The 22409-nt window shown below is 32.8% G+C and carries 19 protein-coding genes and 1 pseudogene; 10 read left to right on the top strand and 10 right to left on the bottom strand.

Annotated elements, in window-relative coordinates; all coding sequences use genetic code 11:
- Positions 1 to 23: 23 nt before the first annotated feature.
- Positions 24 to 560 (bottom strand): YceI family protein, encoded by a 537-nt coding sequence (locus P8625_RS09370; protein ID WP_279650207.1) that lies wholly within the window; start codon positions 558 to 560, stop codon positions 24 to 26.
- Positions 561 to 573: 13 nt separating this feature from the next.
- Positions 574 to 945 (bottom strand): hypothetical protein, encoded by a 372-nt coding sequence (locus tag P8625_RS09365; protein ID WP_279650206.1) that lies wholly within the window; start codon positions 943 to 945, stop codon positions 574 to 576.
- 296 nt (positions 946 to 1241) lie between these two features.
- Here P8625_RS09365 and P8625_RS09360 point away from each other — a divergent pair, with 296 nt between their 5' ends.
- The 4 genes from P8625_RS09360 (at position 1242) to lepA (ending at position 5561) form a co-directional block, all read left to right on the top strand.
- On the top strand, positions 1242 to 1994 hold the full coding sequence (locus tag P8625_RS09360; protein ID WP_279650205.1) for a prolipoprotein diacylglyceryl transferase: 753 nt from the start codon (positions 1242 to 1244) through the stop codon (positions 1992 to 1994).
- Complete coding sequence (locus P8625_RS09355) at positions 1975 to 3366, top strand: radical SAM protein (protein ID WP_279650204.1); 1392 nt, start codon at positions 1975 to 1977, stop codon at positions 3364 to 3366. The genes P8625_RS09360 and P8625_RS09355 overlap by 20 nt, the downstream gene beginning before the upstream one ends.
- Before the next feature lie 11 nt (positions 3367 to 3377).
- The gene (locus tag P8625_RS09350; protein ID WP_279650203.1) at positions 3378 to 3575 is read left to right on the top strand and encodes a hypothetical protein; all 198 of its coding nucleotides are present in this window, start codon (positions 3378 to 3380) and stop codon (positions 3573 to 3575) included.
- A gap of 189 nt (positions 3576 to 3764) precedes the next feature.
- On the top strand, positions 3765 to 5561 hold the full coding sequence (gene lepA, locus P8625_RS09345) for a translation elongation factor 4 (RefSeq protein ID WP_279650202.1): 1797 nt from the start codon (positions 3765 to 3767) through the stop codon (positions 5559 to 5561).
- 173 nt (positions 5562 to 5734) lie between these two features.
- Here lepA and P8625_RS09340 read toward each other — a convergent pair whose 3' ends face one another.
- Positions 5735 to 6433: a zinc metallopeptidase gene (locus tag P8625_RS09340; RefSeq protein WP_279650201.1), complete on the bottom strand. Its 699-nt coding sequence runs from the start codon at positions 6431 to 6433 to the stop codon at positions 5735 to 5737.
- A gap of 95 nt (positions 6434 to 6528) precedes the next feature.
- On the opposite strand from P8625_RS09340, the gene P8625_RS09335 reads away from it, so the two are divergent.
- The 6 genes from P8625_RS09335 (at position 6529) to P8625_RS09310 (ending at position 10999) form a co-directional block, all read left to right on the top strand.
- On the top strand, positions 6529 to 7560 hold the full coding sequence (locus P8625_RS09335; protein WP_279650200.1) for an asparaginase: 1032 nt from the start codon (positions 6529 to 6531) through the stop codon (positions 7558 to 7560).
- A 253-nt stretch (positions 7561 to 7813) separates the two neighbouring features.
- A complete protein-coding gene (locus P8625_RS09330) occupies positions 7814 to 8542 on the top strand; it encodes a MotA/TolQ/ExbB proton channel family protein (RefSeq protein WP_279650199.1) in 729 nt (242 codons plus the stop codon).
- Between the two features lie 7 nt (positions 8543 to 8549).
- The gene (locus P8625_RS09325) at positions 8550 to 8990 is read left to right on the top strand and encodes a hypothetical protein (protein ID WP_279650198.1); all 441 of its coding nucleotides are present in this window, start codon (positions 8550 to 8552) and stop codon (positions 8988 to 8990) included.
- 6 nt (positions 8991 to 8996) lie between these two features.
- The gene (locus tag P8625_RS09320; protein ID WP_279650197.1) at positions 8997 to 9629 is read left to right on the top strand and encodes an ExbD/TolR family protein; all 633 of its coding nucleotides are present in this window, start codon (positions 8997 to 8999) and stop codon (positions 9627 to 9629) included.
- A gap of 15 nt (positions 9630 to 9644) precedes the next feature.
- Complete coding sequence (locus tag P8625_RS09315) at positions 9645 to 10115, top strand: ExbD/TolR family protein (RefSeq protein ID WP_279650196.1); 471 nt, start codon at positions 9645 to 9647, stop codon at positions 10113 to 10115.
- A gap of 218 nt (positions 10116 to 10333) precedes the next feature.
- Complete coding sequence (locus tag P8625_RS09310; RefSeq protein WP_279650195.1) at positions 10334 to 10999, top strand: porin family protein; 666 nt, start codon at positions 10334 to 10336, stop codon at positions 10997 to 10999.
- Here the strand turns inward: P8625_RS09310 and P8625_RS09305 are convergent.
- The 7 genes and pseudogenes from P8625_RS09305 to P8625_RS09275 form a co-directional block, all read right to left on the bottom strand.
- Positions 10994 to 11593, bottom strand: a complete 600-nt coding sequence (locus P8625_RS09305; RefSeq protein WP_279650194.1) for a hypothetical protein — start codon at positions 11591 to 11593, stop codon at positions 10994 to 10996. The genes P8625_RS09310 and P8625_RS09305 overlap by 6 nt on opposite strands.
- Positions 11593 to 13056, bottom strand: coding sequence for an RNA polymerase factor sigma-54 (gene rpoN / locus P8625_RS09300; RefSeq protein ID WP_279650193.1), 1464 nt, complete (start codon positions 13054 to 13056; stop codon positions 11593 to 11595). Before rpoN ends, P8625_RS09305 begins: the two co-directional genes overlap by 1 nt.
- An 83-nt stretch (positions 13057 to 13139) precedes the next feature.
- Positions 13140 to 14573, bottom strand: a complete 1434-nt coding sequence (asnS, locus tag P8625_RS09295; protein ID WP_279650192.1) for an asparagine--tRNA ligase — start codon at positions 14571 to 14573, stop codon at positions 13140 to 13142.
- 1247 nt (positions 14574 to 15820) lie between these two features.
- Positions 15821 to 16477: a hypothetical protein gene (locus P8625_RS09290; RefSeq protein WP_279650191.1), complete on the bottom strand. Its 657-nt coding sequence runs from the start codon at positions 16475 to 16477 to the stop codon at positions 15821 to 15823.
- 1 nt (position 16478) lies between these two features.
- On the bottom strand, positions 16479 to 18512 hold the full coding sequence (locus tag P8625_RS09285) for a hypothetical protein (protein ID WP_279650190.1): 2034 nt from the start codon (positions 18510 to 18512) through the stop codon (positions 16479 to 16481).
- A gap of 29 nt (positions 18513 to 18541) precedes the next feature.
- On the bottom strand, positions 18542 to 19891 hold the full coding sequence (locus P8625_RS09280; protein WP_279650189.1) for a tetratricopeptide repeat protein: 1350 nt from the start codon (positions 19889 to 19891) through the stop codon (positions 18542 to 18544).
- A gap of 148 nt (positions 19892 to 20039) precedes the next feature.
- Positions 20040 to 22405: pseudogene (locus P8625_RS09275) on the bottom strand (efflux RND transporter permease subunit).
- Positions 22406 to 22409: the final 4 nt, after the last annotated feature.

Below are 22409 nucleotides of genomic sequence, written 5' to 3'. Positions count from 1 at the left end.
CGAAACTGTAAAATACTGCTTTTTTATTTTTTTTGAGAAAGCTCATAGTGAATACTTATGTGTATACGTTCCGCTATTTTTTTTCGTACGATACTGGGAATTTTAATATTAAAATCTTGTGGGGTAACAGAAAAACTAGATTTTAAAATTATCATATTTCCAGATTTTTGTAGGGTAGCTTTCGTGCTTATGAGTTTTGATTTCCCTTTAATTGTAAGCGTTCCGCTAATTTTATATTCCTTAGTACTAGAAAGTTCTGTTACATTAAAATCATGAATTTTCCCTTTAAAAGTAGCTTTAGGATATTCATTTGAATCCATGTAGTTTTCATTAAAATGCTCTTGCATTAAAGCTACTCTAAACCGAAACCCTTTAACTAACAATAACGAGGCTATTGCACCATCATTAGTGTCTAAAACAACAGTAGTACTATTGTTTTTTGCTTCAACAGGTTCAAAAGTATCAACCGATGCCTTAAATTCTGTAGTACCCGTTCTGGTAAAATATTGTTGGCTAAAAATAGCTTGAGTAACGAATAGAAATAGTACAAAAACTCTCATAGGATGAAAACTTTTAATTTTCGAGATACCCGTCATTTTTCCAGTTGTTAATAAGGTTAATGATTGATTGATCCTTACCTGTTGGAGGCATGGGGTTGGTATTGCTATTTATACGAGTTATTAAATTACCATTTTGAGCCGCATTTTTAACCTGTGTGTAATTGGTTAATGGAAGTCCACCAGTGGGAGCAGTAGCATCGTGGCAATTACTAGTAGCACAACTGTTGTTGATTGCCGTTTTAACGTCTTTGTCGTAAGTCGTTTTGGTAACAGGAGTAGGGTCAGGGTCAACAGGGTCTGTTGGAGTAGCGTCGTCGTCAGAAGAACAGCTGGCTAAAGAAACAAAGATACTAATACTTAGTACAAACAATAAGTTAGTTTTCATAATAGGTTGAAGTTTTTAGGGATTAAAAATAACTTCAATAAATATAATTAAAATAATTAACTTGTTGGTGTTTAATTTTTTAAGGCGTATTTTTTTTAATATGAATATCAGAAATAGATAAAACAAAACTGTATTCATCGATGTTTCATGCACAATTTATAAAGAGATTTTAGTGCTAACAATAGCGAGAAATCAGAAAGTTCGATAGCATCTATTTTTATCATGCGTCAAAGTCACTTTTTATTTTTTATTGAGTAATTACGTATATTTCGCTTTTGAACTCACAAACTTTTTTATTGGAACTACCTTTTGAGCCTGTTTTATTTGGTTATACGGTTAATATTCATCTTGTTTTAGAATATTTAGCATTCTTTTTAGCCTTTCGTTATTATGTTTTCTTACGTAAGAAAAATAAAGATGCTATTTCTTCAAATCATAGGTTGTCAATTATTTTAGGGGCTGCAATCGGAGCTTTAATTGGTTCTCGATTAATAGGAGTTTTAGAAAATCCTTCGACAACTCTTTCCGCAGAAAACATAATTCAACTATTGAATACCAAGACCATTATGGGAGGTTTGTTTGGAGGTATGTTAGGAGTAGAAATAGCAAAAAAGATGATTGGAGAAACAAAATCGTCTGGCGATTTGTTCGTGTTTCCGATCATTCTGGGAATTTTTATAGGTAGGATAGGGTGTTTTCTTTCAGGAATCAATGAGTTTACCTACGGAGTAGAAACTACCTCTTTTTTAGGAATGGATTTAGGTGATGATGTTTTAAGACACCCAATAGCTTTGTATGAATTGGTGTTTTTAGTAATGTTATTCATCAGTCTAAAACACCTACAGAAAGAATATGTTTTACAATCAGGAGAACTATTTAAGCTTTTTATGTTAGCCTACTTTGGTTTTCGCTTTTGTATAGAATTTTTAAAACCCAATACCTTTTTTGTATTAGGGTTAAGTACTATTCAAATACTATGTATAGTTTGTTATGTATATTACACGAAATTTATAACTCAAAAAATAAAAAATGCCAGAAAGAAAATATAACTACTATGACTTTACATTGAGTTTATGCCCTGAGTGTTTGAAAAGAGTAGATGCTAAAATTGTTTTTGAAGATGATAAGGTCTACATGCTCAAACGTTGTAGAGAACATGGAAATTCAAGAGTGCTAATAGCAGACGATATTGAATTTTATAAAAGTATCAGAAACTACAACAAACCTAGCGAGATGCCTTATACGTTCAATACAAAAACAGATTATGGGTGTCCGTACGATTGTGGATTATGTCCAGATCATGAGCAACATTCATGTTTAACCGTTGTTGAGGTTACCGATAGATGTAACTTAACGTGTCCTACCTGTTATGCCGGTTCATCACCTACCTACGGACGTCATCGAACCTTAGACGAAGTAAAAGCGATGTTAGATGCCGTGGTAAAAAATGAAAAAGAACCTGATGTGGTACAAATCAGTGGAGGAGAGCCAACCATTCATCCACAGTTTTGGGAAATTTTAGACTATGCAAAATCACTTCCTATCCGACACTTAATGTTGAATACGAACGGAATTAAAATAGCAAAAGACATTGCTTTTACTGAAAGATTGAAAGGCTACACGCCAGATTTTGAGATTTATTTACAATTCGATTCTTTTGAAGACAACGTGTTGAGAGAGCTGAGAGGAGCAGATTTAAGTGAAATCCGCAAACAAGCACTAGATAACTTGAATAAGGTAAATCTGTCTACAACCTTGGTGGTTACGCTTCAAAAAGGATTAAACGACCATGAAATCGGTAAAGTAATCGATTATGCCTTGCGACAAAAATGTGTGAGAGGAGTTACTTTTCAGCCAACACAAATAGCAGGAAGATTAGAAAGTTTTAATCCTGAAACTGATAGAATGACGCTTACTGAAGTAAGAAGAAAAATAATGGAGCAAACTGACGTTTTTAATGCAAACGATTTAATTCCAGTACCTTGTAACCCTGATGCTTTGGTTATGGGATATGCTCTTAAGTTGAATGGAGAAGTGTTTCCGTTAACTAGGTATATCAACCCTAACGATTTGCTAGACACTAGCAAAAACACCATTATTTATGAGCAAGATGAAGCACTACATGGAAAAATGATAGCGTTGTTTAGTACAGGGAATTCTGTTGAGGTAGCAGAAGAAAATTTAAAATCAATAATGTGCTGTTTGCCAAATATTGATGCCCCAGAATTAGGGTATGATAATTTGTTTAGAGTAATTATTATGCAGTTTATAGATGCTTACAATTTTGATGTAAGAGCCATCAAAAAATCATGTGTACACATTGTAAATAAAGACAATAAAATTATTCCATTTGAAACCATGAATCTCTTTTATAGAGATGATAAAAAGGAATATTTAGAAAAGTTAAGGCAAGAAATATAAGAGTTAAAGAGATGATATTTTTAGAATTAGGTAATCTTACAGGGATATTTATCGCTGTTCTTTTAATTATGTTTGGTCCACCAGTAATATTGGCTATAATTGGTGCAGCTATCAAAAATAAAAACAAAAAAGCCTCAGAAATAATGTACATACTAGCTGTTGTGTATCTAGTCATCGGGCTAGGTGTATGTGGTAGTATGGTAGGTTAAACAAGTTAAAAAGTAAGATGAATTTTCACTATTTATTTTGTTTGCAGTAGCCTGCAAATAAAGTATCTTTGCAGATTACAAGTAGTTAGAATTACGATGAATGAAACCCATAACGAGTAGTTCGTAAAAACACAGTTTTATAAAAGCGGTTTTCTGTATGCTTGTTATGGTTTGAGAAACTTTATATTGATGAAGAATATTAGAAACTTTTGCATTATTGCACATATAGACCATGGTAAAAGTACCCTTGCCGATAGGCTGTTAGACTTCACGGGGTCGGTTACTGAGCGTGAAAAACAAAATCAGTTACTTGATAACATGGATTTAGAGCGTGAACGTGGAATTACCATCAAGTCACACGCCATTCAAATGGACTATGTTTACGAAGGAGAAAACTACATATTAAACCTAATCGATACTCCTGGTCACGTAGATTTTTCGTACGAAGTTTCTCGCTCAATTGCAGCTTGTGAAGGAGCGTTGTTAATTGTAGATGCAGCACAAAGTATACAAGCACAAACCATTTCGAATCTATACTTAGCTTTAGAAAATGATTTGGAAATTATTCCAGTATTGAATAAAGTAGACTTACCCTCGGCAAATCCAGAAGAAGTAACCGATGATATTGTTGACTTATTAGGGTGTGAGCCAGAAGATGTGATACATGCAAGTGGAAAAACTGGCTTTGGAGTAGGGGACGTTTTAAAAGCAATTATAGATAAAATACCTGCTCCTAGTGGAAATCCTGACGCACCCTTAAAAGCGTTGATTTTCGATTCGGTATACAATTCGTATCGTGGAATCGAAACCTATTTTAGAGTGATTGACGGTTCGATTAAAAAGAACCAACAAATAAAATTCATGGCAACAGGAAAGCAATACGGTGCCGATGAGGTAGGTACGTTGAAGCTAACCCAAGTTGTAAAAGACGAAATTAAAACAGGAGACGTAGGGTATTTAATCACAGGAATTAAAGCAGCGAAAGAAGTAAAAGTAGGAGATACAATTACCGATTTTGCAAATCCAACAACCGATAGAATTGAAGGGTTCGAAGATGTAAAACCCATGGTTTTTGCAGGAATCTACCCTGTAGACACCGAAGATTATGAAGAACTTCGCTCTTCAATGGAAAAATTACAGCTAAACGATGCGTCGTTAGTATTTCAACCAGAAAGCTCTGCGGCATTAGGGTTTGGCTTCCGTTGTGGGTTCTTGGGAATGTTGCACATGGAAATTATTCAAGAACGTCTAGAGCGTGAATTTGATATGACGGTAATTACTACGGTTCCTAACGTAAGCTACCACGCGTTTACCAAGAAAAATCCTGATGAAATTGTCATCGTAAATAATCCGTCAGATTTACCTGACCCGTCAAAATTAGATCGGGTAGAAGAACCTTTTATCAAAGCCTCGATTATTACAAAAGCTGACTTTGTAGGACAGGTAATGTCGCTTTGTATAGAAAAACGTGGGCAAATTGTAAATCAAACGTACTTAACTCCCGAGCGTGTAGAGTTAATTTTTAATATGCCTTTGGCAGAAATTGTCTTTGATTTCTATGACAGATTAAAAACGGTATCAAAAGGCTATGCTTCGTTCGATTACAATCCAATAGGAATGCAAAAATCGAAATTAGTTCGTGTAGATATGTTACTTAATGGACAAATCGTTGATGCACTTTCAGCTTTATTGCACGATAGTAATGCATATTCAATAGGAAAACGTATCTGTGAGAAGTTAAAAGAACTGATTCCGCGACAACAATTTGACATTCCTATCCAAGCAGCTATTGGAGCAAAAATTATTGCTCGTGAAACGGTGAAGGCATTGCGTAAAGATGTAACTGCCAAATGTTATGGAGGTGATATTTCTCGTAAACGTAAACTGTTAGAAAAACAGAAAAAAGGTAAAAAACGTATGCGTCAAGTTGGTAATGTAGAAATTCCGCAACAAGCATTTATGGCAGTATTGAAGTTGAATGACTAGTTTTATACACAAATAACAAAGAAAATAGTATATAAAATCCCGTTTTGATGTATTCAAAACGGGATTTTTATATTATTTACGAATAAAAATTTAGAATGAAACTTAGTTATTTACAGTAAACGAATAGTTTTACATTCATAATTCATAATTCATAATTCATAATTCATAATGTATTAATCTCTACTGCCCAAAACTTGTAAAGCCCAGTACAATAGCATAGCTAACGAACCTAAAGCAGCTACTAAATAGGTTCTTGCAGCCCACTTTAAGGCATCTTTAGAACCAGCTAATTCTTCACGAGTTACCATGTGCTTATTTTCTAACCAAGCTAAGGCTCTGTTACTTGCATCGTATTCAACGGGTAAGGTGATAAAACTAAAAATAGTTCCCAGTGCCATAAAAGCCAAACCAGCTAGTGCGATGTAAAATCCAATACCAGTACTGCCAGAAGCGGCACCAAAAGCAATACCACCAATTACCATCCACTGCGAAAAACGAGAGGTAATACTAACCATAGGTACTAGTTTAGAGCGCATCTGCAAATATTCATACGCTTTTGCATGTTGTACGGCATGACCAACCTCGTGTGCAGCAACAGCTGCAGCCGCAGCATTTCGTTGGTTGTATACCGCTTCACTTAAATTTACAGTTTTGTTTTGTGGGTTGTAATGGTCGGTTAGCCTACCAGGTGTAGAAATTACTTTTACATCGTAAATACCATGATCGGCTAGCATTTTTTCGGCAATTTCTGCACCACTCATTCCGTTTCTTAAGTGAACTTTAGAGTATTTTTTAAACTTGCGTTGCAAGGTATTGCTTACTATCCAGCTGAATAACGATATAATACCAATTAGAACATAAAATCCTATCATAATCTATATAGTTTTAAAATTTTGTATCATTTTTGTTGGATAAATTTACAACATAAATTATTCCAATATTAATAACGGTACAAAAAAATGTCAAAATGACAAATCAACCTAAAATTTTAATAGTCTATACAGGGGGAACTATAGGTATGATTAAAGACTATGACACGGGTGCATTAAAAGCATTTGACTTTAGTCAAATATCAAGCAAAATACCAGAATTGCAGCAGCTAAATTGTGAAATAGAGACTATTTCATTCGATATACCCATCGATTCCTCAAATATGAATGTTGAGTATTACATTAAAATAGCAGAAATAATTGCTGAAAATTATGATAAATTTGATGGATTTGTAGTATTAACAGGCTCAGATACGATGTCGTATACATCTTCAGCAATAAGTTTTATGTTTGAAAACTTACAAAAACCTGTAATTTTTACAGGGTCACAGTTACCCATCGGTGATTTACGAACAGATGCTAAAGAAAATTTAATTACCTCTATACAAGTTGCTTCAGCCTATGAAAATGGAAGACCAGTAATTCAAGAAGTAGGATTGTACTTTGAATATAAGCTGTACAGAGCAAATAGAACCACCAAAATAAATGCCGAACAGTTTGAAGCATTTGCTTCGATGAATTACCCTCCTCTCGCTGAAAGTGGGGTGCATTTGAATTTTAACTATCCATTATTGTTAAAATCAACAGAAAAGAAAAATAGTTTAGTTGTAAGAAAAAAGTTAGATAATAATGTAGCCATATTAAAACTATTTCCTGGAATTACAGAATCTGTAGTTAAAAGTTTTGTAAATATTCCTAATTTAAAAGGAATTATTTTAGAAACCTATGGTTCAGGAAATGCACCTACAGAAAAATGGTTTGTTAATTTACTAGAAGAATCGGTAAAGAAAGGAATTTATATTGTGAATGTAACGCAATGTAAAGGAGGAAGTGTTCTGTTAGGACATTACGAAACGAGCTCAGAATTAAAACGTATAGGTATTATTAATGGTAGTGATATTACCACCGAAACAGCAGTAGCAAAAATGATGTATTTGCTAGCAGAAAAGCTTTCGAAAGAAGAATTTATGCGTTATTTTGAAACTTCACTCAGAGGAGAAATGAATTAGTTTGTAAATAAATCGTTAAATTTACCGCCATAACTGCTTGAAATTCCAGCGTAAAGAGTTAAAAAAGTGTTGTTAATATAAATCCTAGAGATTTTTTTTAATGTACCAACATTTTTTTGTTACTTGCCAGTCTGTAAAATCAAAAAGCGTAGTAAGTGCAAATGAATAATTACTTAATTAATAAAAAATTAAGTTTTTAGTAGTAAAATTTGTATTTTTAACCCGTTAACTATTTAAAATTAATTATAATAAAATGAAAAAAGTAGTAAATATCCTAACGATTGCAGGATTTATGTTTTTAGGAGCTATTCAATCAACGTATGCTCAAGACGCAGCAGCGACAGGAGAATCAGAAACTTTCCATCAAATTTTAAAGAGATACTTTATTGAAGGAGGTCCTGGTTTTATGGGAATTGTATTGGTAGCTTTAATATTAGGTTTAGCCATAGCTATTGAAAGAATTATTTATTTAAACATGGCTACGACCAATACTAAAAAATTAGTAGCAAATGTAGATGAGGCGTTAAGTTCTGGTGGTGTAGAAGCTGCTAAAGAAGTTTGTAGAAATACAAAAGGTCCTGTTGCTTCTATTTTTTACCAAGGTTTAGAAAGAGCAGATGAAGGATTAGATGCTGCTGAAAAAGCTGTTATAGGTTATGGTGGTGTACAAATGGGATTATTAGAGAAAAACATTTCTTGGATTTCATTATTCATCGCTTTAGCACCGATGTTAGGGTTCATGGGAACGGTAATTGGTATGATTGGAGCATTTGATGCGATTGCAGTAGCAAACGATATCTCTCCAGCGGTAGTAGCAGGTGGTATTAAAGTAGCACTTTTAACAACTGTATTTGGTTTAGTAGTAGCAATTATCTTACAAATTTTTTATAACTACATTATTTCTAAAGTAGATAGTATCGTTAACAACATGGAAGATGCATCTATCTCTTTAATCGACTTATTAGCGAAGTATAAAAAATAATTAAGGTATGAAAAATAAATTTTTAACAATTATTGTAGCATTGCTGTCTCTTATCGGTATAGTTCTTTTTGTGAGAACTTTGGGTATAGAGAAAGAAGATGTTGCAGGAATGTCAGATGCGGTGTCACCTTTGGTAACTTATTCGTTAATTTTACTCGGATTAGCCGTAGCGGTAACCATATTAGCTTCGCTTTTTAGCTTGCTAAAAAACCCAGCGGCTTTAAAAAAGTCATTATTAGGATTACTAGGACTGGGAGTGCTATTTGTAATATCTTACATGCTTGCAGGAGATGGACAAGTAGTTGGTGCTAACAGTGAAATTGTAGCAACAGCAGGAAGTAGTGTATCAAAAAATACTGGTACAGGTATATGGTTAAGTATTATATTAATAGTGATCGCAGGAGGTTTCTTCGTGTGGGATTTATTAAAAGGATTAGTTAAATCGTAGTGTATTATGGCAAGAAGAGAAAACCCAGAAATTAATGCAGGTTCGATGGCAGATATTGCCTTCTTGCTACTTATCTTTTTCCTTGTAACAACAACAATGGATGTAGACTCAGGTATTCCTAAAAAATTAGCTGAAAAGCAACCAGAGAATCAGGAGAAACCATTAATAAAAGAGAAGAATATTTTTCAAGTAAGCATTAACCGTAACAATCAGCTTTTGGTAGAAGATCGGTTTATGGAGTTGAAAGACTTAAAAGATGCTGCTAAGAAATTTATAGATAATGGTGGAGGAACTGGTAACCCAATGCCAGGAAAGGAAGTAGGAACTACTTGCGATTACTGTAAGGGTGAAAGAGATCCTGCGTCTTCAGACCATCCAAATAAAGCAATCATATCTGTAGAGAGTGATCGAGGTACTGAATATGGTACGTATGTCGCTGTACAGAATGAATTGTTAAGAGCTTATACAGAGTTACGTAACAGACTATCTCAGGAAAAATACGGGATGAGTTACGATGAACTTGAAAAGGCTTTTATTGATAGCGCAAGAAAAGATGAGTCATTAAGAAAGAAAGTAGAAGATATAAAGGATAGCTATCCACAAATTATATCAGATACCGACCCAACAAACGTTCAATAATAAAAACAATAACTTATGTCTAAATTTAAAAAGAAGAAAACAGGATTGCCCGCTTTATCTACGGCTTCCTTACCAGATATTGTTTTTATGTTATTATTCTTTTTTATGGTAACTACTACGATGAGAGAGACAGATTTATTAATTGATTCTCCTCGTTTACCTAGTGCAAACGAAGTAAAAAAGTTAGAACGTAAAAGTTTGGTAAGTACGATTTATGTAGGTAAAGCAAAAGATGCTAAGTATGGTACTGGATATAACAGAATTCAGTTAAACGATAAGATTGCCACACCAGAGGACATTCCATCGTTTATATATCTTGAAAGAGACAATGTATCTGAAGCTGAAGTACCTTTTATGACCACTTCTATTAAAGCAGATAGAGAATCGAGTGTAGGTACCTTAGCCGATATTCGAGAAAAATTAAGAGACGTAAACGCTCTTAAGCTTAGTTTATCTGTTAACAAAGGAAGTTCTATAAGAAAGTAATTACTTTTAAATATAAACAAAAAGAGCAATCATTAGATTGCTCTTTTTTTATACAAAAAAGCTATCTTTACCGTTATACAATTATGAATTGTGAATTTCAAATTGTTAGTTTTTGTAACTAAATAAGCTGAGTTCGGGGTGACGTATTTAAACTTATGTTTAATGAATTGTATTTTCACATACGTAATTTGGTCGTAAAATAGTATTAAGTAACTATTATGAAATACGTTGTACTTTTTTTGTTCTTTTTTACATCATTGAGTATATACTCTCAAAAGGACTCATTACAGATAGGAGACTCTTATTGGGAAGATCAGTTATATATTGATATTACGTATAATTTATTACAAAATCAACCAGATGAGGTAGCGAAAACAGGTTTTTCCTATGGTATAGCGGCTGGTTATATGAAAGACATACCTTTTCATAAAAGCGGAAGAACAGCTTTTGCCATTGGTTTAGGATATAGCTACGATTCATTTAACCACAGATTAAAAGTAAGTGAGGGAGGTAGCGAGTATGAAATAGATCCAAATATTACCTCAAATACCATTAAGCTTCATAATATAGAAATGCCCATACAGTTTCGGTGGCGATCTTCCGATGCCAATACCTATTCCTTTTGGCGTTTTTATGCAGGATTTAAAATTACCTATAATTTAAGCAATAGCTTTAGTTACAAGTTACCTACTGGTAAGGTTAACCTATCGAATATCGAAAAATACAATGATTGGCAAACAGGTTTAAGCATATCTGCAGGTTATGGAACCTTTAATTTTTATGCGTATTACGCACTTTCACCTATGTTTAAAGATGCAACGCTAAACGGAGCTTCAATAGATAGTAACATCGTTAAACTTGGGTTAAGTTTTTACCTTCTATAAAATGTAATAGGTTATAAAAGGGCCAACAAAGCCAATAAAAAAACCAAGGTACACCTCTGTTACTGTATGCGCTTTTAGGTGTAATCTAGCACTTGCTAAAAGTCCGGATAAAAAAACAAATACTATAACCGCAGGAAGTACATAAACCCCCTGTATTTGCCCAAATAACAAAAAGTATCCAACTGCTACTCCCATTGATAATAGATGTAAGCTTGCTTTAATTTTAAAAGAAAACAATAGGTAAATAATGGCCAATCCAAACACAGTTCCATAAAATAAATAACTAAGATCTCTTATCAAACTCATACTTGTAAACAATCTTCCCAAAATCATAAACAAAGTTATCATAAAGAAAATAGGAAATTTTCGCTCGTTAATACTATGTACACGAAAGGATTTTACATAGCCAACAGATTTTAAAAACACGAGTAATAGTAATGGAATAAGATAAGTAGCAGTAAAAACAATCGCCAAAATAGAGTATTGTTGTCGTTGGTTTAAGTAAATAGGAGAAAATATTAGATACAAAATAACACCTATCGTTGGCATTACAATTGGATGTAAAATGGTAGATATAAATTGATGCCAGCGCATTAAATTTCTTTACGTAATCTAGCTACCGGAATGTCTAGCTGTTCACGATACTTAGCAACTGTTCTCCTTGCAATTGGATACCCTTTTTCTTTCAAAATTTTTGACAATTTTTCATCTGTAAGAGGTTTTTGTTTATTCTCCTCCAGAATCACAGTTTCTAAAATCTTTTTTATTTCTTTCGTAGAAACATCTTCCCCTTGGTCGTTTTTCATTGATTCAGAAAAGAATTCTTTGATTAGTTTTGTACCATAAGGTGTAGACACATATTTGCTGCTAGCTACTCTAGAAACTGTCGAGACGTCCATGTTTATCTCATCGGCAATATCTTTTAAAATCATCGGTTTTAACTTGCGCTCATCACCTGTTAAAAAATATTCTTCTTGTCGATGCATAATTGCATTCATGGTTACCAATAGTGTTTGTTGGCGTTGCTTTATCGCATCGATAAACCATTTGGCAGCGTCTAATTTCTGTTTGATAAATAGCACTGCATCTTTCTGCGATTTGGTTTTTTCTTTTGAATTTTGATATCCCTTTAACATGTTGTTATACTCTCTAGATACATGAAGCTCAGGGGCGTTGCGAGAGTTTAACGTCAAATCTAAGTTTCCATCAATAATTCTGATAGAAAAATCGGGTACTATTTGTTCTGCAATTTTATTGTTTCCTGCGTAAGAGCTACCGGGTTTAGGGTTTAATTTACTTATTTCAGCAATCGCATTTTTTAGCTGTTCTTCAGAAATATTAAATTTTTCAAGAAGCTTTTTGTAGTGTTTTTTCACAAAGTGGTCAAAAGCATCTTCAAGAATTTTAATAGCCAAGGCCCTTGTTTCATTTTCTGACTTCGCTTTTAACTGAATGATTAAGCATTCTTTTAGGTTTAAAGCACCAACACCTGTAGGGTCTAATTTTTGAACTACATTTACTAAAACATCTTGCACCTTTTCTTCAGTAGTAAAAACATTTTGAGTAAAAGCTAAATCGTCCACTAAATCAATAATATCTCTACGAATATACCCGCTATCATCAATACTACCTACTAAAAATTCGGCAATAGCACGCTCTTCTTCGTTAATTCTAAAGGTGTTTAATTGGTTTTTTAACGATTGATGAAAACTGGTACCAGCAGCATAAGGAATTTGCTTGTCTTCATCGTCAGATGAATAGTTGTTGGTTTGTGTTTTATAGCTAGGGTATTCATCATCGCTCAAGTATTCATCGATATTAATGTCTTCAGCTTCAATTTTTTCGTTTCCAGAATCATCATAATCTGTATCGTTCGCTAGCGTATCTTCAAAGTTTTCAGGCTCTTCTTTACCAGTATCTAACGCAGGATTTTCTTCAATTTCTTGTTTCAAGCGCTCTTCAAAAGCTTGCGTAGGTAATTGAATTAACTTCATCAACTGAATTTGTTGAGGAGATAACTTCTGCAATAATTTTTGATGTAAACTTTGTTTTAGCATAGTTACAAAGATATGAAATAGGACAAAAAAAATCGTCATTCCTTGAAGAATGACGATTGATATTTATGATTTTTTTTACTTTTTTAAAACTCGGCATTTTGCGGGGTTCTTGGAAAAGGAATTACATCACGAATATTACTCATTCCTGTAGTAAATAATACCAAGCGTTCAAAGCCTAAACCAAAACCTGAATGTACTGCAGTACCAAATTTACGAGTATCTAAATACCACCATAATTCTTCTTCTGGAATATTTAGTTCTGCCATTTTTTCTTTAAGTACTTCTAAACGTTCTTCTCTTTGCGAACCTCCGACCATTTCACCAATTCCTGGGAATAACACATCCATAGCGCGAACGGTTTTACCATCTTCATTTAAACGCATGTAAAATGCCTTGATGTTTGCAGGATAGTCAAACAATATTACAGGACATTTAAAGTGTTTTTCAACTAAGTAACGTTCGTGTTCAGACTGTAAATCAACCCCCCATTCGTTCACAGGGAATTGGAATTTTTTCTTTTTATTGGGTTTAGAGTTGCGTAAAATTTCAATTGCCTCGGTATAACTTACACGTTTGAAGTTGTTCTCTACAACGAATTTTAACCTTTCAAGCAAGCCCATTTCGCTACGTTGTGCTTGTGGCTTTGCTTTTTCTTCTTGCGCCAAACGGTTGTCTAGAAATTCTAAATCGTCATAACAATTATCTAAAACGTATTGTAATACGTATTTGATAAAATCTTCCGACAAGTCCATATTCGCATCTAAATCATTAAAGGCAACTTCGGGCTCAATCATCCAAAATTCTGCCAAATGGCGGGTTGTATTTGAGTTTTCTGCTCTAAAAGTAGGACCGAAAGTATATACTTTACCCAATGCCATAGCGTATGTTTCAGCTTCTAACTGACCAGAAACGGTGAGGTTGGTTTCTTTTCCGAAGAAATCTTGAGAATAATCAATTTCACCCTCTTCATTTACAGGAGCTTTATTGGCTTCGAAATTGGTAACTTTAAACATTTCTCCTGCTCCTTCAGCATCAGAACCCGTAATAATCGGAGTGTTTACATAATAAAATCCGTTTAGCTGAAAATACTGATGCACAGCAAACGACAATGCAGAGCGCAAACGCATAACCGCACTAAAGGTATTGGTACGAACACGCAAGTGTGCATTTTCGCGTAAAAACTCAAAACTATGTTTTTTAGGCTGTATAGGGTATTCTTCTGGGTTCGAGTCTCCTAAAATTTCTAACTGACTTACCTGAATTTCTACAGTTTGTCCTTTACCTTGACTTTCTACCAACGTACCTTGAATACTCACAGCAGCGCCCGTATTAATTCTCTTTAATAACGTTTCATCGGTATTCTCAAAATCTACAACACACTGAATATTATGAATGGTTGATCCGTCATTTAAAGCAATAAAACGATTGCTTCTAAAAGTTCTTACCCAACCTTTTACGTATACTTCTTGTAAAAATTTATCAGACTGTAATAATTCTTTAACGCTACTTCTTTCCATCTGCTTAAAATATGATCATTTGTAATTTGTAAAGTAAAACTTTAAAACTTAATTGTTCTACTATTTTTATATAGATATGTACTTCATTGAGGTTTATATCCTCAATAAAATCAAGCAAAGATACTTTTTTGGGTTTAATTGAGCAATTAGGAATACTATTATAATAGTAGACATCGTTTTTAATTCAAGGATGATGGCGAAGAGTTAAATTCTGTGAGGTTTACCTCGAAATTCTTACATAATTCTTTTAAATACTCGGTATGCTTGCATTGGGGTAGTTTATTTTTAGTTTTTTAATACGGTATTTTATTCTGAAATATGTTACAGAAATAGTAATTAACTTATTAGGTTATAAAAACATAGGTATGTTTTATCCAAAACACTACTACGTTTTACTAAAATCATTACTACGTTTTTGCAAAAACACTACTATGTTTTCTTACACATAAAATATTATAAGTTGTTAGCATGGTGCTGTTTTGTTTATTTCAATGATAATCAGTTGCTTATTTTGTGGTAAGCAAAGGGGAATCGAAACTCTCAACAAGGTAAATGCGAGCAACATAAAAAGTGTTCGCATAATTTTAGATTTGGTAAACTGATTAAAGATGCTTTAAAGCTAGCTACTTTTCAAAAGAAGTTGTAAAAGGTATCAAAAAAATCCTTATCCTTTTTTGTTTATAGAGGTTTTTGTTTATTGTAAAAAAATGTATTTTTGTATAGGACGCTTATTAAGCTTACTCTTTGTAATATCCTTATTAGGTATAAATATTAAAAATAAAGCATCTTCAAAAAAGTTATGACATCAAATGTATCTCATTTTAACTTAGCTTATCCAATTATATTTTTGTTATTAATAATTGGCATCATGTATTTTACAATCAATAAGTTAAATCTCAAAATTCATCGTTGGATTATTATTGTCCATATTTTATTAACTTCTCTAGGTATTATTTTGGTTGCTTTTCCAAACTTATTCACTCAATTGCTGTTTAGTGAAGTAAATCTTATTGTGGAAACAGGTGTGGTTATTACAATTTTTATTCAACTATTTTTTACAATAATTTTTTTTAAAACACATAAAAAATTAAATATAAAATTTTAGTTTTAGAGGATTGAATAAATTTAGAATAAAAGGACGGTTGTTGTAAGCTACAATTTAAAATAAATATTGTAAATGTCATATAAGTCTTCCTAAATAAATAGATTACTTTATTCATACATAAAAAAAACATCTCTTGTGATGATTAAATCAATCCTGATCCTAATTCATCCAAAAATGGTTTATTTAGCTTATGTTTAGAAGCCCCATCAAATAAACTCCTAATCAAAAATTTATTTTCTGTATTATTTTCAAAATATATACCAGATACTATTTCATCCAAAATTTTAATGTTTTTAAACAATTTACTTCCCAGGTATTTTTGATAAATTTCTTCTATTTCCTCTACAGTTATACCAACAACATGTGTAGGGTTATATTCCTCAAATGTTAGGTTGCTAAAATATTGCTTTCTGTCTACAGCTTCAGCAAAATAATCAAACCCTTGAGGAGAAATATTTTTATTTTTCCACCTAAAAATTAAAAAAAAAGGGATAATATGACTAGCCGTGATTGTATAATGATCTCCATTTACAAAATCATGAATCCATATGGAGAAATAAGGCCACATAACATCTGGAATATTTGCTTGTCTTGTAAATATAGGTTTGGGCCATTTTTTTAAAACAAACCATTTAGGAACATTTAAAAAATATTCATTATGATTATATTTTTTATTCATTAAAACTTTTAACTCTTTTATCTCAGGTGTATTATAATAGTCCAATAAAGATAAACTGCTTACTTTATCATACTCTGGATAATACTTTTTAATTTCAGAAATAATGTTTTCTTTATTCATCTTAAAAACCAAATAAACAATGACTATACAATTTACCAGCAGAATTATTTCCAATTGAAGGTTGTCTTTTTGCTAAACCACCATAAGACGCTAACCTAGTATTTAAAAAACCTAAGAAAGCATTTTCCATCTCTACATTGGTTGGTTCATGAAAATTTGTTTGCATATATATTTCAAAAAATCTGTCCAAATCATCTTCAGCGTTATTAAAAATTTCAACAGAATTAGTTACCATACTTCCAGAAAAACTTGTAAAAAACACGTAAATTTTTGGTATAATCATCTCACCAACGGAATAAACTGTTTGACCCGGTCCTTGTGTCCAAAATGCATTTACATCTACATTTACATTATTTAAAGTAGCTTCATAAGAGCCAGTAGTACCAAGTTGGTTAAAACTAAATGAACTTCTGCATGGTTTAAAAATATCAATATCTTCAAAAGTTACAGTATTTCCGTCAGCAATGGAGTGTAGTATTTCCATCTTTGAAGGATCTAGAAACAAATCCCAACCATATTCGTTATCTCCGTGTTCTATTTCTAAGATTAGCGACATGGCATAATTTGAAAACTTTAATCCAAAATTATTGATACCTCTGTCATCAAAGTCAAAAATCTTGCCGAGATCAGCATTTGTAAATGAAGACAAGTCAACATTACTAGGTGAATTTACTTTTATAAAGTGCTTTATTTGCTCTCCTTTTAGAGGATTTAATTCAGGGTAATTTTCTAAGGCTTCCAGTACGCTGCCAAAATCTTTAAATCCTGCTTCTAATGCGGTAGTAGATAGCTGTACATTCATTAACTGTTCGGGTCGATCACTATTTTGCCCCCAAGCTTGTACACCATCCCAATAACTGTTTGGCACAAATGGTTCGTCATTTACAAAATAATCGGCTAATTTTTTTAGCATATTCCTTCTTGTATAACTGTAGTCGCCTCGTTCTTGGTATATGCCCCCTTCTTTAACAAGTGCTGGTTTATCTTTAAAAAAGTTGGCCGATAAGTTTCCTAAATGTTGCTTTGTCATAGAATAGTCTCTCATAATCTGCTCTGGAGACTTGTTAGGATAGTTAAAAGAATCGCTAATACCAGGTGCGTTTTTAATATAGGTGTTCATTACCGTGGCTATTTGAGAGGCATTGTTATAAGGGTAATAAAAATTGTAGCCAACCCCCGTTAACAATTGGTTTGGTTGAAGGTATAAGCTCTGTAATTGCCATTCGTAAATCATATACCCCGTCATAAGCGATACATGATTGGACAGTGTTTGTGCATTGACGTGATTTGCAAATTGGTCTCCTATATAGTCTGTAAAATTTACATACTGAGAACTTGGACTTATAAAAGGCTGATGATTGAGCATGCCCGTAATTTTGTTGATTCTTGCAGAATGCGCTTGCCAATCTAATAGGTGACTTACATTTTCAGCTCCATATTGATTATTCCATAAGTCGTATGCCTCATTATAACTCATGTCAGCTAGACGCTTACTATAATGAGTTAAATCTCCAAAATCGCTTACAGTACCCCCTATGTATGAATTTTTTACCATCTCAAACATTTTACTAGTAACATAGGTGGTATTATACCCTTCTAAACTTTGATTTCTTTGGCTTATTTCAGCACTTTTTGCACTGTTCAAGTAATAATTAGCAACAGGTACCCCAAAACGATCGTTAAAAAATGCCGATTGTACATCATTGTACTGGTGGTAATAATTGGGGTCAAATCCAACCCTAGTAATTAAATCTTGCTTTAAGGTTTCTTTTTGTTCATTAAACCATTGGTTTTGTATACTCAGTGCTTCTGCCAGCACAAAAAAGTTAATATAGTAGTAATAGTCATCAAAATCATTATAAAAATAACAATAACAGTCTTCATTTGATAAATCACTGGTGCTGTTGATAGATGTTATGTAATAATATTCGGGTTCTTTTAATAGGTTGTTTTTATCTAAATGTTGTGCACTCACAGTAAAAGAAATGATGCAGAAAATCACTATATTACACAGTGTCGCAATTTTTTTGGTCATTTTCATAAAATTTATATTAGTTGAAGTTTTTAGTTTACTTTTATTACATGTCTTGCAAACCTGAGGTTGTTCACATGAAGTACTGCAATGTAATTTCTCATAGGAACATCGTTAGTAAGAAATTCAAAAGTGAGTTTTCCTGATTTACACTCACCATAATTCTTAGTTTTTACCATATTTCCACTCACATCAAACAACGATAAGCGTATGTTGCTTTGATGTTCGGTAGTTACTGAAAAATTTAGTTTTTCTCTAAAAATGGTAGGGTATACTGTAAATGTTTTATCTATTTTTTTTGCTAAAGCTTCATCACTATAAACTCTTATTGTAATAGGCGGACCATCTTCTTTGTATTCTTCTATCCAAGTTACACATTCGATATCATAAATGCCTTCTCTGGTATCTTTTGTCATGTCAATACACGTAATGCGATACGTATTTAGTTCAGGTTTATTTGGGAGTGAAAAAGGAGAGGGAAGCGATATTAATACGTCTTTAGAAACTAACTTTCCTTTGTCATCCACCACTATTGAATAGGTTTGTTCTTCAATTTTTATATTGAATTTTGTATCATTATTACTACCTGTTTCAATAATAATAGGAAGTTTTCTAATTGTTTTTTTATTCTTCCAGTCTTTTTCTAACCACAAGCCATATAAATTTTCACTTTCATTGGTATGCAATAGGTTCGTTGAAATAGCTTGTTCTGGAGATGTAAACATTTCAAAGTCTACCGTGTCATGTTGTAAATTATTTAGATATGCCAATAAGGCTTTACTATTCGGAGTATCGATAGTTTCTAGTGAGTTTTCTGCATTTACTTCGTCTTTAGCAATTCCAAAACCAAAATACTGGCAGAATGCCAACCAGTGTTTAGCCATTTTGTGATTACTTTGTTCAAAATAAGAAACTGCTTTATCATAATCAGGTTCTAAATTAGCCAACCCTTTCAAATAGTAATACCCCAATGTGTACAGCGCATTATTATCTTCCTCATTAGCAGCTTGCTGTATCCAATACAAAGATTGGTTATAATCTATTGGTCTGCTCCAGCCATTTTTATAAAAGTATCCTAAATAAGTTTTTGCTCGTGTGAAACCGTATTCAGCAGAAGTTTTGAAATGTTCAAAGGCGCTATCATAATTTGGAGTTGATTTTTTTCTTAATTCGATAAGACCTTTTACATAAAAATATTTACCATTATTTGCTGGGCAACTATCTAAAGAAGTTTTAATTTCTTCCAATAACGCCTCTCTAATATTGTGTCTTTTTTCTAAATATTTTTTGGCGATAGTAAGGTTTTTTTCACAGGTGCTTTGTGCTGAAAGTGGGTTTACTACAATATAAAAAGCAAAAAAAAGTAGGCAGAGGTTTTTCATAGTTTTAATTTTTTATTATTGCAAAAATAAAAACCGAATTTAAATTATTTGTAAATAAAAAGTTAAGCTTCTTAAATTCAGTTATATTTTAAGAGCTTCTAAAAACTAGTTTATTACGTGATTATTTTTGGGGTAGGAGTATTCGTTTTTATTTTTCCTCTTCTTTGGGAGGTAAAATTTTGAATTTTGTTTCTTTTAAAACCTTTTTGTTGGCTATTTTTTTCTCAAATGAAATTAATAGCGAGGGTAGCAATAGCAAGTTAGATACCATTGCCAATAGTAAGGTTACCGAAACCAAGCCTCCTAAAGCGATGGTGCCTCCAAAACTAGAAACGGTAAATACTAAGAACCCGAAGAAAAGCACGATAGAAGTATAAAACATACTTACACCCGTTTCTCTTAATGCTGCGTACACGGCGGGTTTTACTTTCCAGTTAGTGGCTAACAATTCTTGCCTGTATTTGGCTAAGAAATGTATCGTGTCATCTACCGAAATACCAAAAGCAATACTAAAAACTAAGATGGTAGAGGGCTTGATTGGAATGTCAAAGAATCCCATTAATCCAGCTGTAATTAACAGAGGAAGCATGTTGGGAATTAAGGAAATTAATATCATTTGTGGAGAACGGAACATCCACGCCATAAATATAGAAATTAGCAAAATTGCCAGTGATAATGAAATCACTAAATTTTTAATTAAGTAGTTGGTGCCTTTTAAGAAAACCAAGGCTTTACCAGTTAGAGATACCTCAAACTTTTCGTCAGGAAATTGTTTGTTAATTACTGCCTGAAGTCGTTCTTGGATAATGTCCATTTTATCAGTACCGATATCCTTCATAAAAGTAGTAATACGTGCATAACGACCTGTACTGTCTACAAAGTTTTTTAACATACCAGCGTTACTGTTTGAGTTTTTGGTGTATGAAAAAATATAACTTTTTTCTTGACTCGTTGGGAGCTGATAGTATTTTGGATTTCCGTTGTAATAAGCTTGCTTCGAGTATTTTACTAAATTCGTAACAGAAATAGGTTTCGATAATTCTGGAAAAGTTTCAATGGCCTCATTCATTTTTTCCATTTTCTTAAGAGTAGAAAGTTTCATGACTCCCTTCTCTCTTTTGGTGTCTATTAAAATTTCCAAAGGCATAATGCCACCAAATTCATGTTCAAAAAACTTAATGTCTTTGTAAAACTGTTTTCCTTTGGGCATGTCTTCAATTAAACTACCAGATACACGAATCATATACAATCCAATCATGCTCAGTATAATAACACAAACAGTAGTAATATATATGGTTATTCGTTGTTTTCTCACTACGTGTTCCATCCATGAAACGACATCACTCATCCATCTTTTCTCTAAGTGGTTTAAGTGTTTTTTTTCTGGAAGGGGCATGATACTGTATATAATCGGAATGATTAATAATGCCAACACAAAAATGCTAATAATATTTATAGATGCTAATACACCAAATTCGCGCATTAACTGACTTTTAACAAATATAAAGGTGGCAAAACCAGAAGCAGTAGTAACATTGGTCATTAAAGTAGCGTTTCCAACTTTTGAAATTACACGTTGTAACGACTTTGCCTGATTTCCGTGTTTTTTTACTTCTTGTTGATATTTATTTATCAGAAAAACTGCATTGGGTACTCCAATTACGATAATCAATGGAGGAATTAAAGCTGATAACACTGTGATTTCATAACGGAATAATCCCATAAAGCCAAAAGCCCAAGTAACACCAATGGTTACTACTAATAAGGTGATAAAAGTGGCTCTAAATGAACGGAAGAAAAAGAAAAAGATAATAGCAGTTATAAGCAATGCACCGATGACAAAAATTCCCATTTCGTCGGTAATGTTCTGAGAGTTTAAGGTTCGTATATAGGGCATACCAGAAACACGTACATCTATTTGATACTCTTTTTCAAAAGAAGCAATGGTAGGAATTAAAACTTCGAAAACAAAATCTTTACGAATAGGAGTGTTTACGATGTCTTTGTTAAGATATATTGCTGTTTGTAAGGTGCCCTCATCGTTGTATAACAAATTATTGTAAAATGGCAGCTTTTCAAAAAGTTGTTTTTTTATGTGTTTTACCTCTTCATTTGTTGAAGGAGCTTTTTCAAATAAAGGTTCAACTATAAATTTTCTTTTTTTCTATCTGCTTTTAATTGTTGAACATCTGCAACAGAAACCGTGAAATCTACTTGTGGTAGGCTATCTAAATCTTTAACAAGCTTATTCCATGCATTAAATTTTGCAGGGGTAAATATGGTAGAGTCTTTTACGCCTAAAATAATGAGGTTGCCTTCTTCTCCAAAAATTTCTAAAAACTTGTTGTATTTAATATTTACTTCATGGTCTGTTGGAAGCAAATTAGCCTCTGTATAAGAGAAGCGCATGTATTTTATTTGAGTGACTAAAAGTCCTGTAATTATTGCAATAGTAATTAAAACTAAGTAACGGTTTCGCAATATAAAGCCTGCGATTTTAGTCCAAAAAGTCATTCAA

Source organism: Tenacibaculum tangerinum, assembly GCF_029853675.1.
GTDB lineage: Bacteria > Bacteroidota > Bacteroidia > Flavobacteriales > Flavobacteriaceae > Polaribacter > Polaribacter tangerinum_A.
This window is presented reverse-complemented; position numbering and strand designations above follow the sequence as displayed.

What these genes read in the sequence shown, in the direction of transcription:
- P8625_RS09370 (WP_279650207.1), bottom strand. Translation starts at nt 560, where the DNA reads ATGAGAGTTTTTGTACTATTTCTATTCGTTACTCAAGCTATTTTTAGC.
- P8625_RS09365 (WP_279650206.1), bottom strand. Translation starts at nt 945, where the DNA reads ATGAAAACTAACTTATTGTTTGTACTAAGTATTAGTATCTTTGTTTCT.
- P8625_RS09355 (WP_279650204.1), top strand. Translation starts at nt 1,975, where the DNA reads ATGCCAGAAAGAAAATATAACTACTATGACTTTACATTGAGTTTATGC.
- P8625_RS09350 (WP_279650203.1), top strand. Translation starts at nt 3,378, where the DNA reads ATGATATTTTTAGAATTAGGTAATCTTACAGGGATATTTATCGCTGTT.
- lepA (WP_279650202.1), top strand. Translation starts at nt 3,765, where the DNA reads ATGAAGAATATTAGAAACTTTTGCATTATTGCACATATAGACCATGGT.
- P8625_RS09340 (WP_279650201.1), bottom strand. Translation starts at nt 6,433, where the DNA reads ATGATAGGATTTTATGTTCTAATTGGTATTATATCGTTATTCAGCTGG.
- P8625_RS09335 (WP_279650200.1), top strand. Translation starts at nt 6,529, where the DNA reads ATGACAAATCAACCTAAAATTTTAATAGTCTATACAGGGGGAACTATA.
- P8625_RS09330 (WP_279650199.1), top strand. Translation starts at nt 7,814, where the DNA reads ATGAAAAAAGTAGTAAATATCCTAACGATTGCAGGATTTATGTTTTTA.
- P8625_RS09325 (WP_279650198.1), top strand. Translation starts at nt 8,550, where the DNA reads ATGAAAAATAAATTTTTAACAATTATTGTAGCATTGCTGTCTCTTATC.
- P8625_RS09320 (WP_279650197.1), top strand. Translation starts at nt 8,997, where the DNA reads ATGGCAAGAAGAGAAAACCCAGAAATTAATGCAGGTTCGATGGCAGAT.
- P8625_RS09315 (WP_279650196.1), top strand. Translation starts at nt 9,645, where the DNA reads ATGTCTAAATTTAAAAAGAAGAAAACAGGATTGCCCGCTTTATCTACG.
- P8625_RS09310 (WP_279650195.1), top strand. Translation starts at nt 10,334, where the DNA reads ATGAAATACGTTGTACTTTTTTTGTTCTTTTTTACATCATTGAGTATA.
- P8625_RS09305 (WP_279650194.1), bottom strand. Translation starts at nt 11,593, where the DNA reads ATGCGCTGGCATCAATTTATATCTACCATTTTACATCCAATTGTAATG.
- rpoN (WP_279650193.1), bottom strand. Translation starts at nt 13,056, where the DNA reads ATGCTAAAACAAAGTTTACATCAAAAATTATTGCAGAAGTTATCTCCT.
- asnS (WP_279650192.1), bottom strand. Translation starts at nt 14,573, where the DNA reads ATGGAAAGAAGTAGCGTTAAAGAATTATTACAGTCTGATAAATTTTTA.
- P8625_RS09290 (WP_279650191.1), bottom strand. Translation starts at nt 16,477, where the DNA reads ATGAATAAAGAAAACATTATTTCTGAAATTAAAAAGTATTATCCAGAG.
- P8625_RS09285 (WP_279650190.1), bottom strand. Translation starts at nt 18,512, where the DNA reads ATGACCAAAAAAATTGCGACACTGTGTAATATAGTGATTTTCTGCATC.
- P8625_RS09280 (WP_279650189.1), bottom strand. Translation starts at nt 19,891, where the DNA reads ATGAAAAACCTCTGCCTACTTTTTTTTGCTTTTTATATTGTAGTAAAC.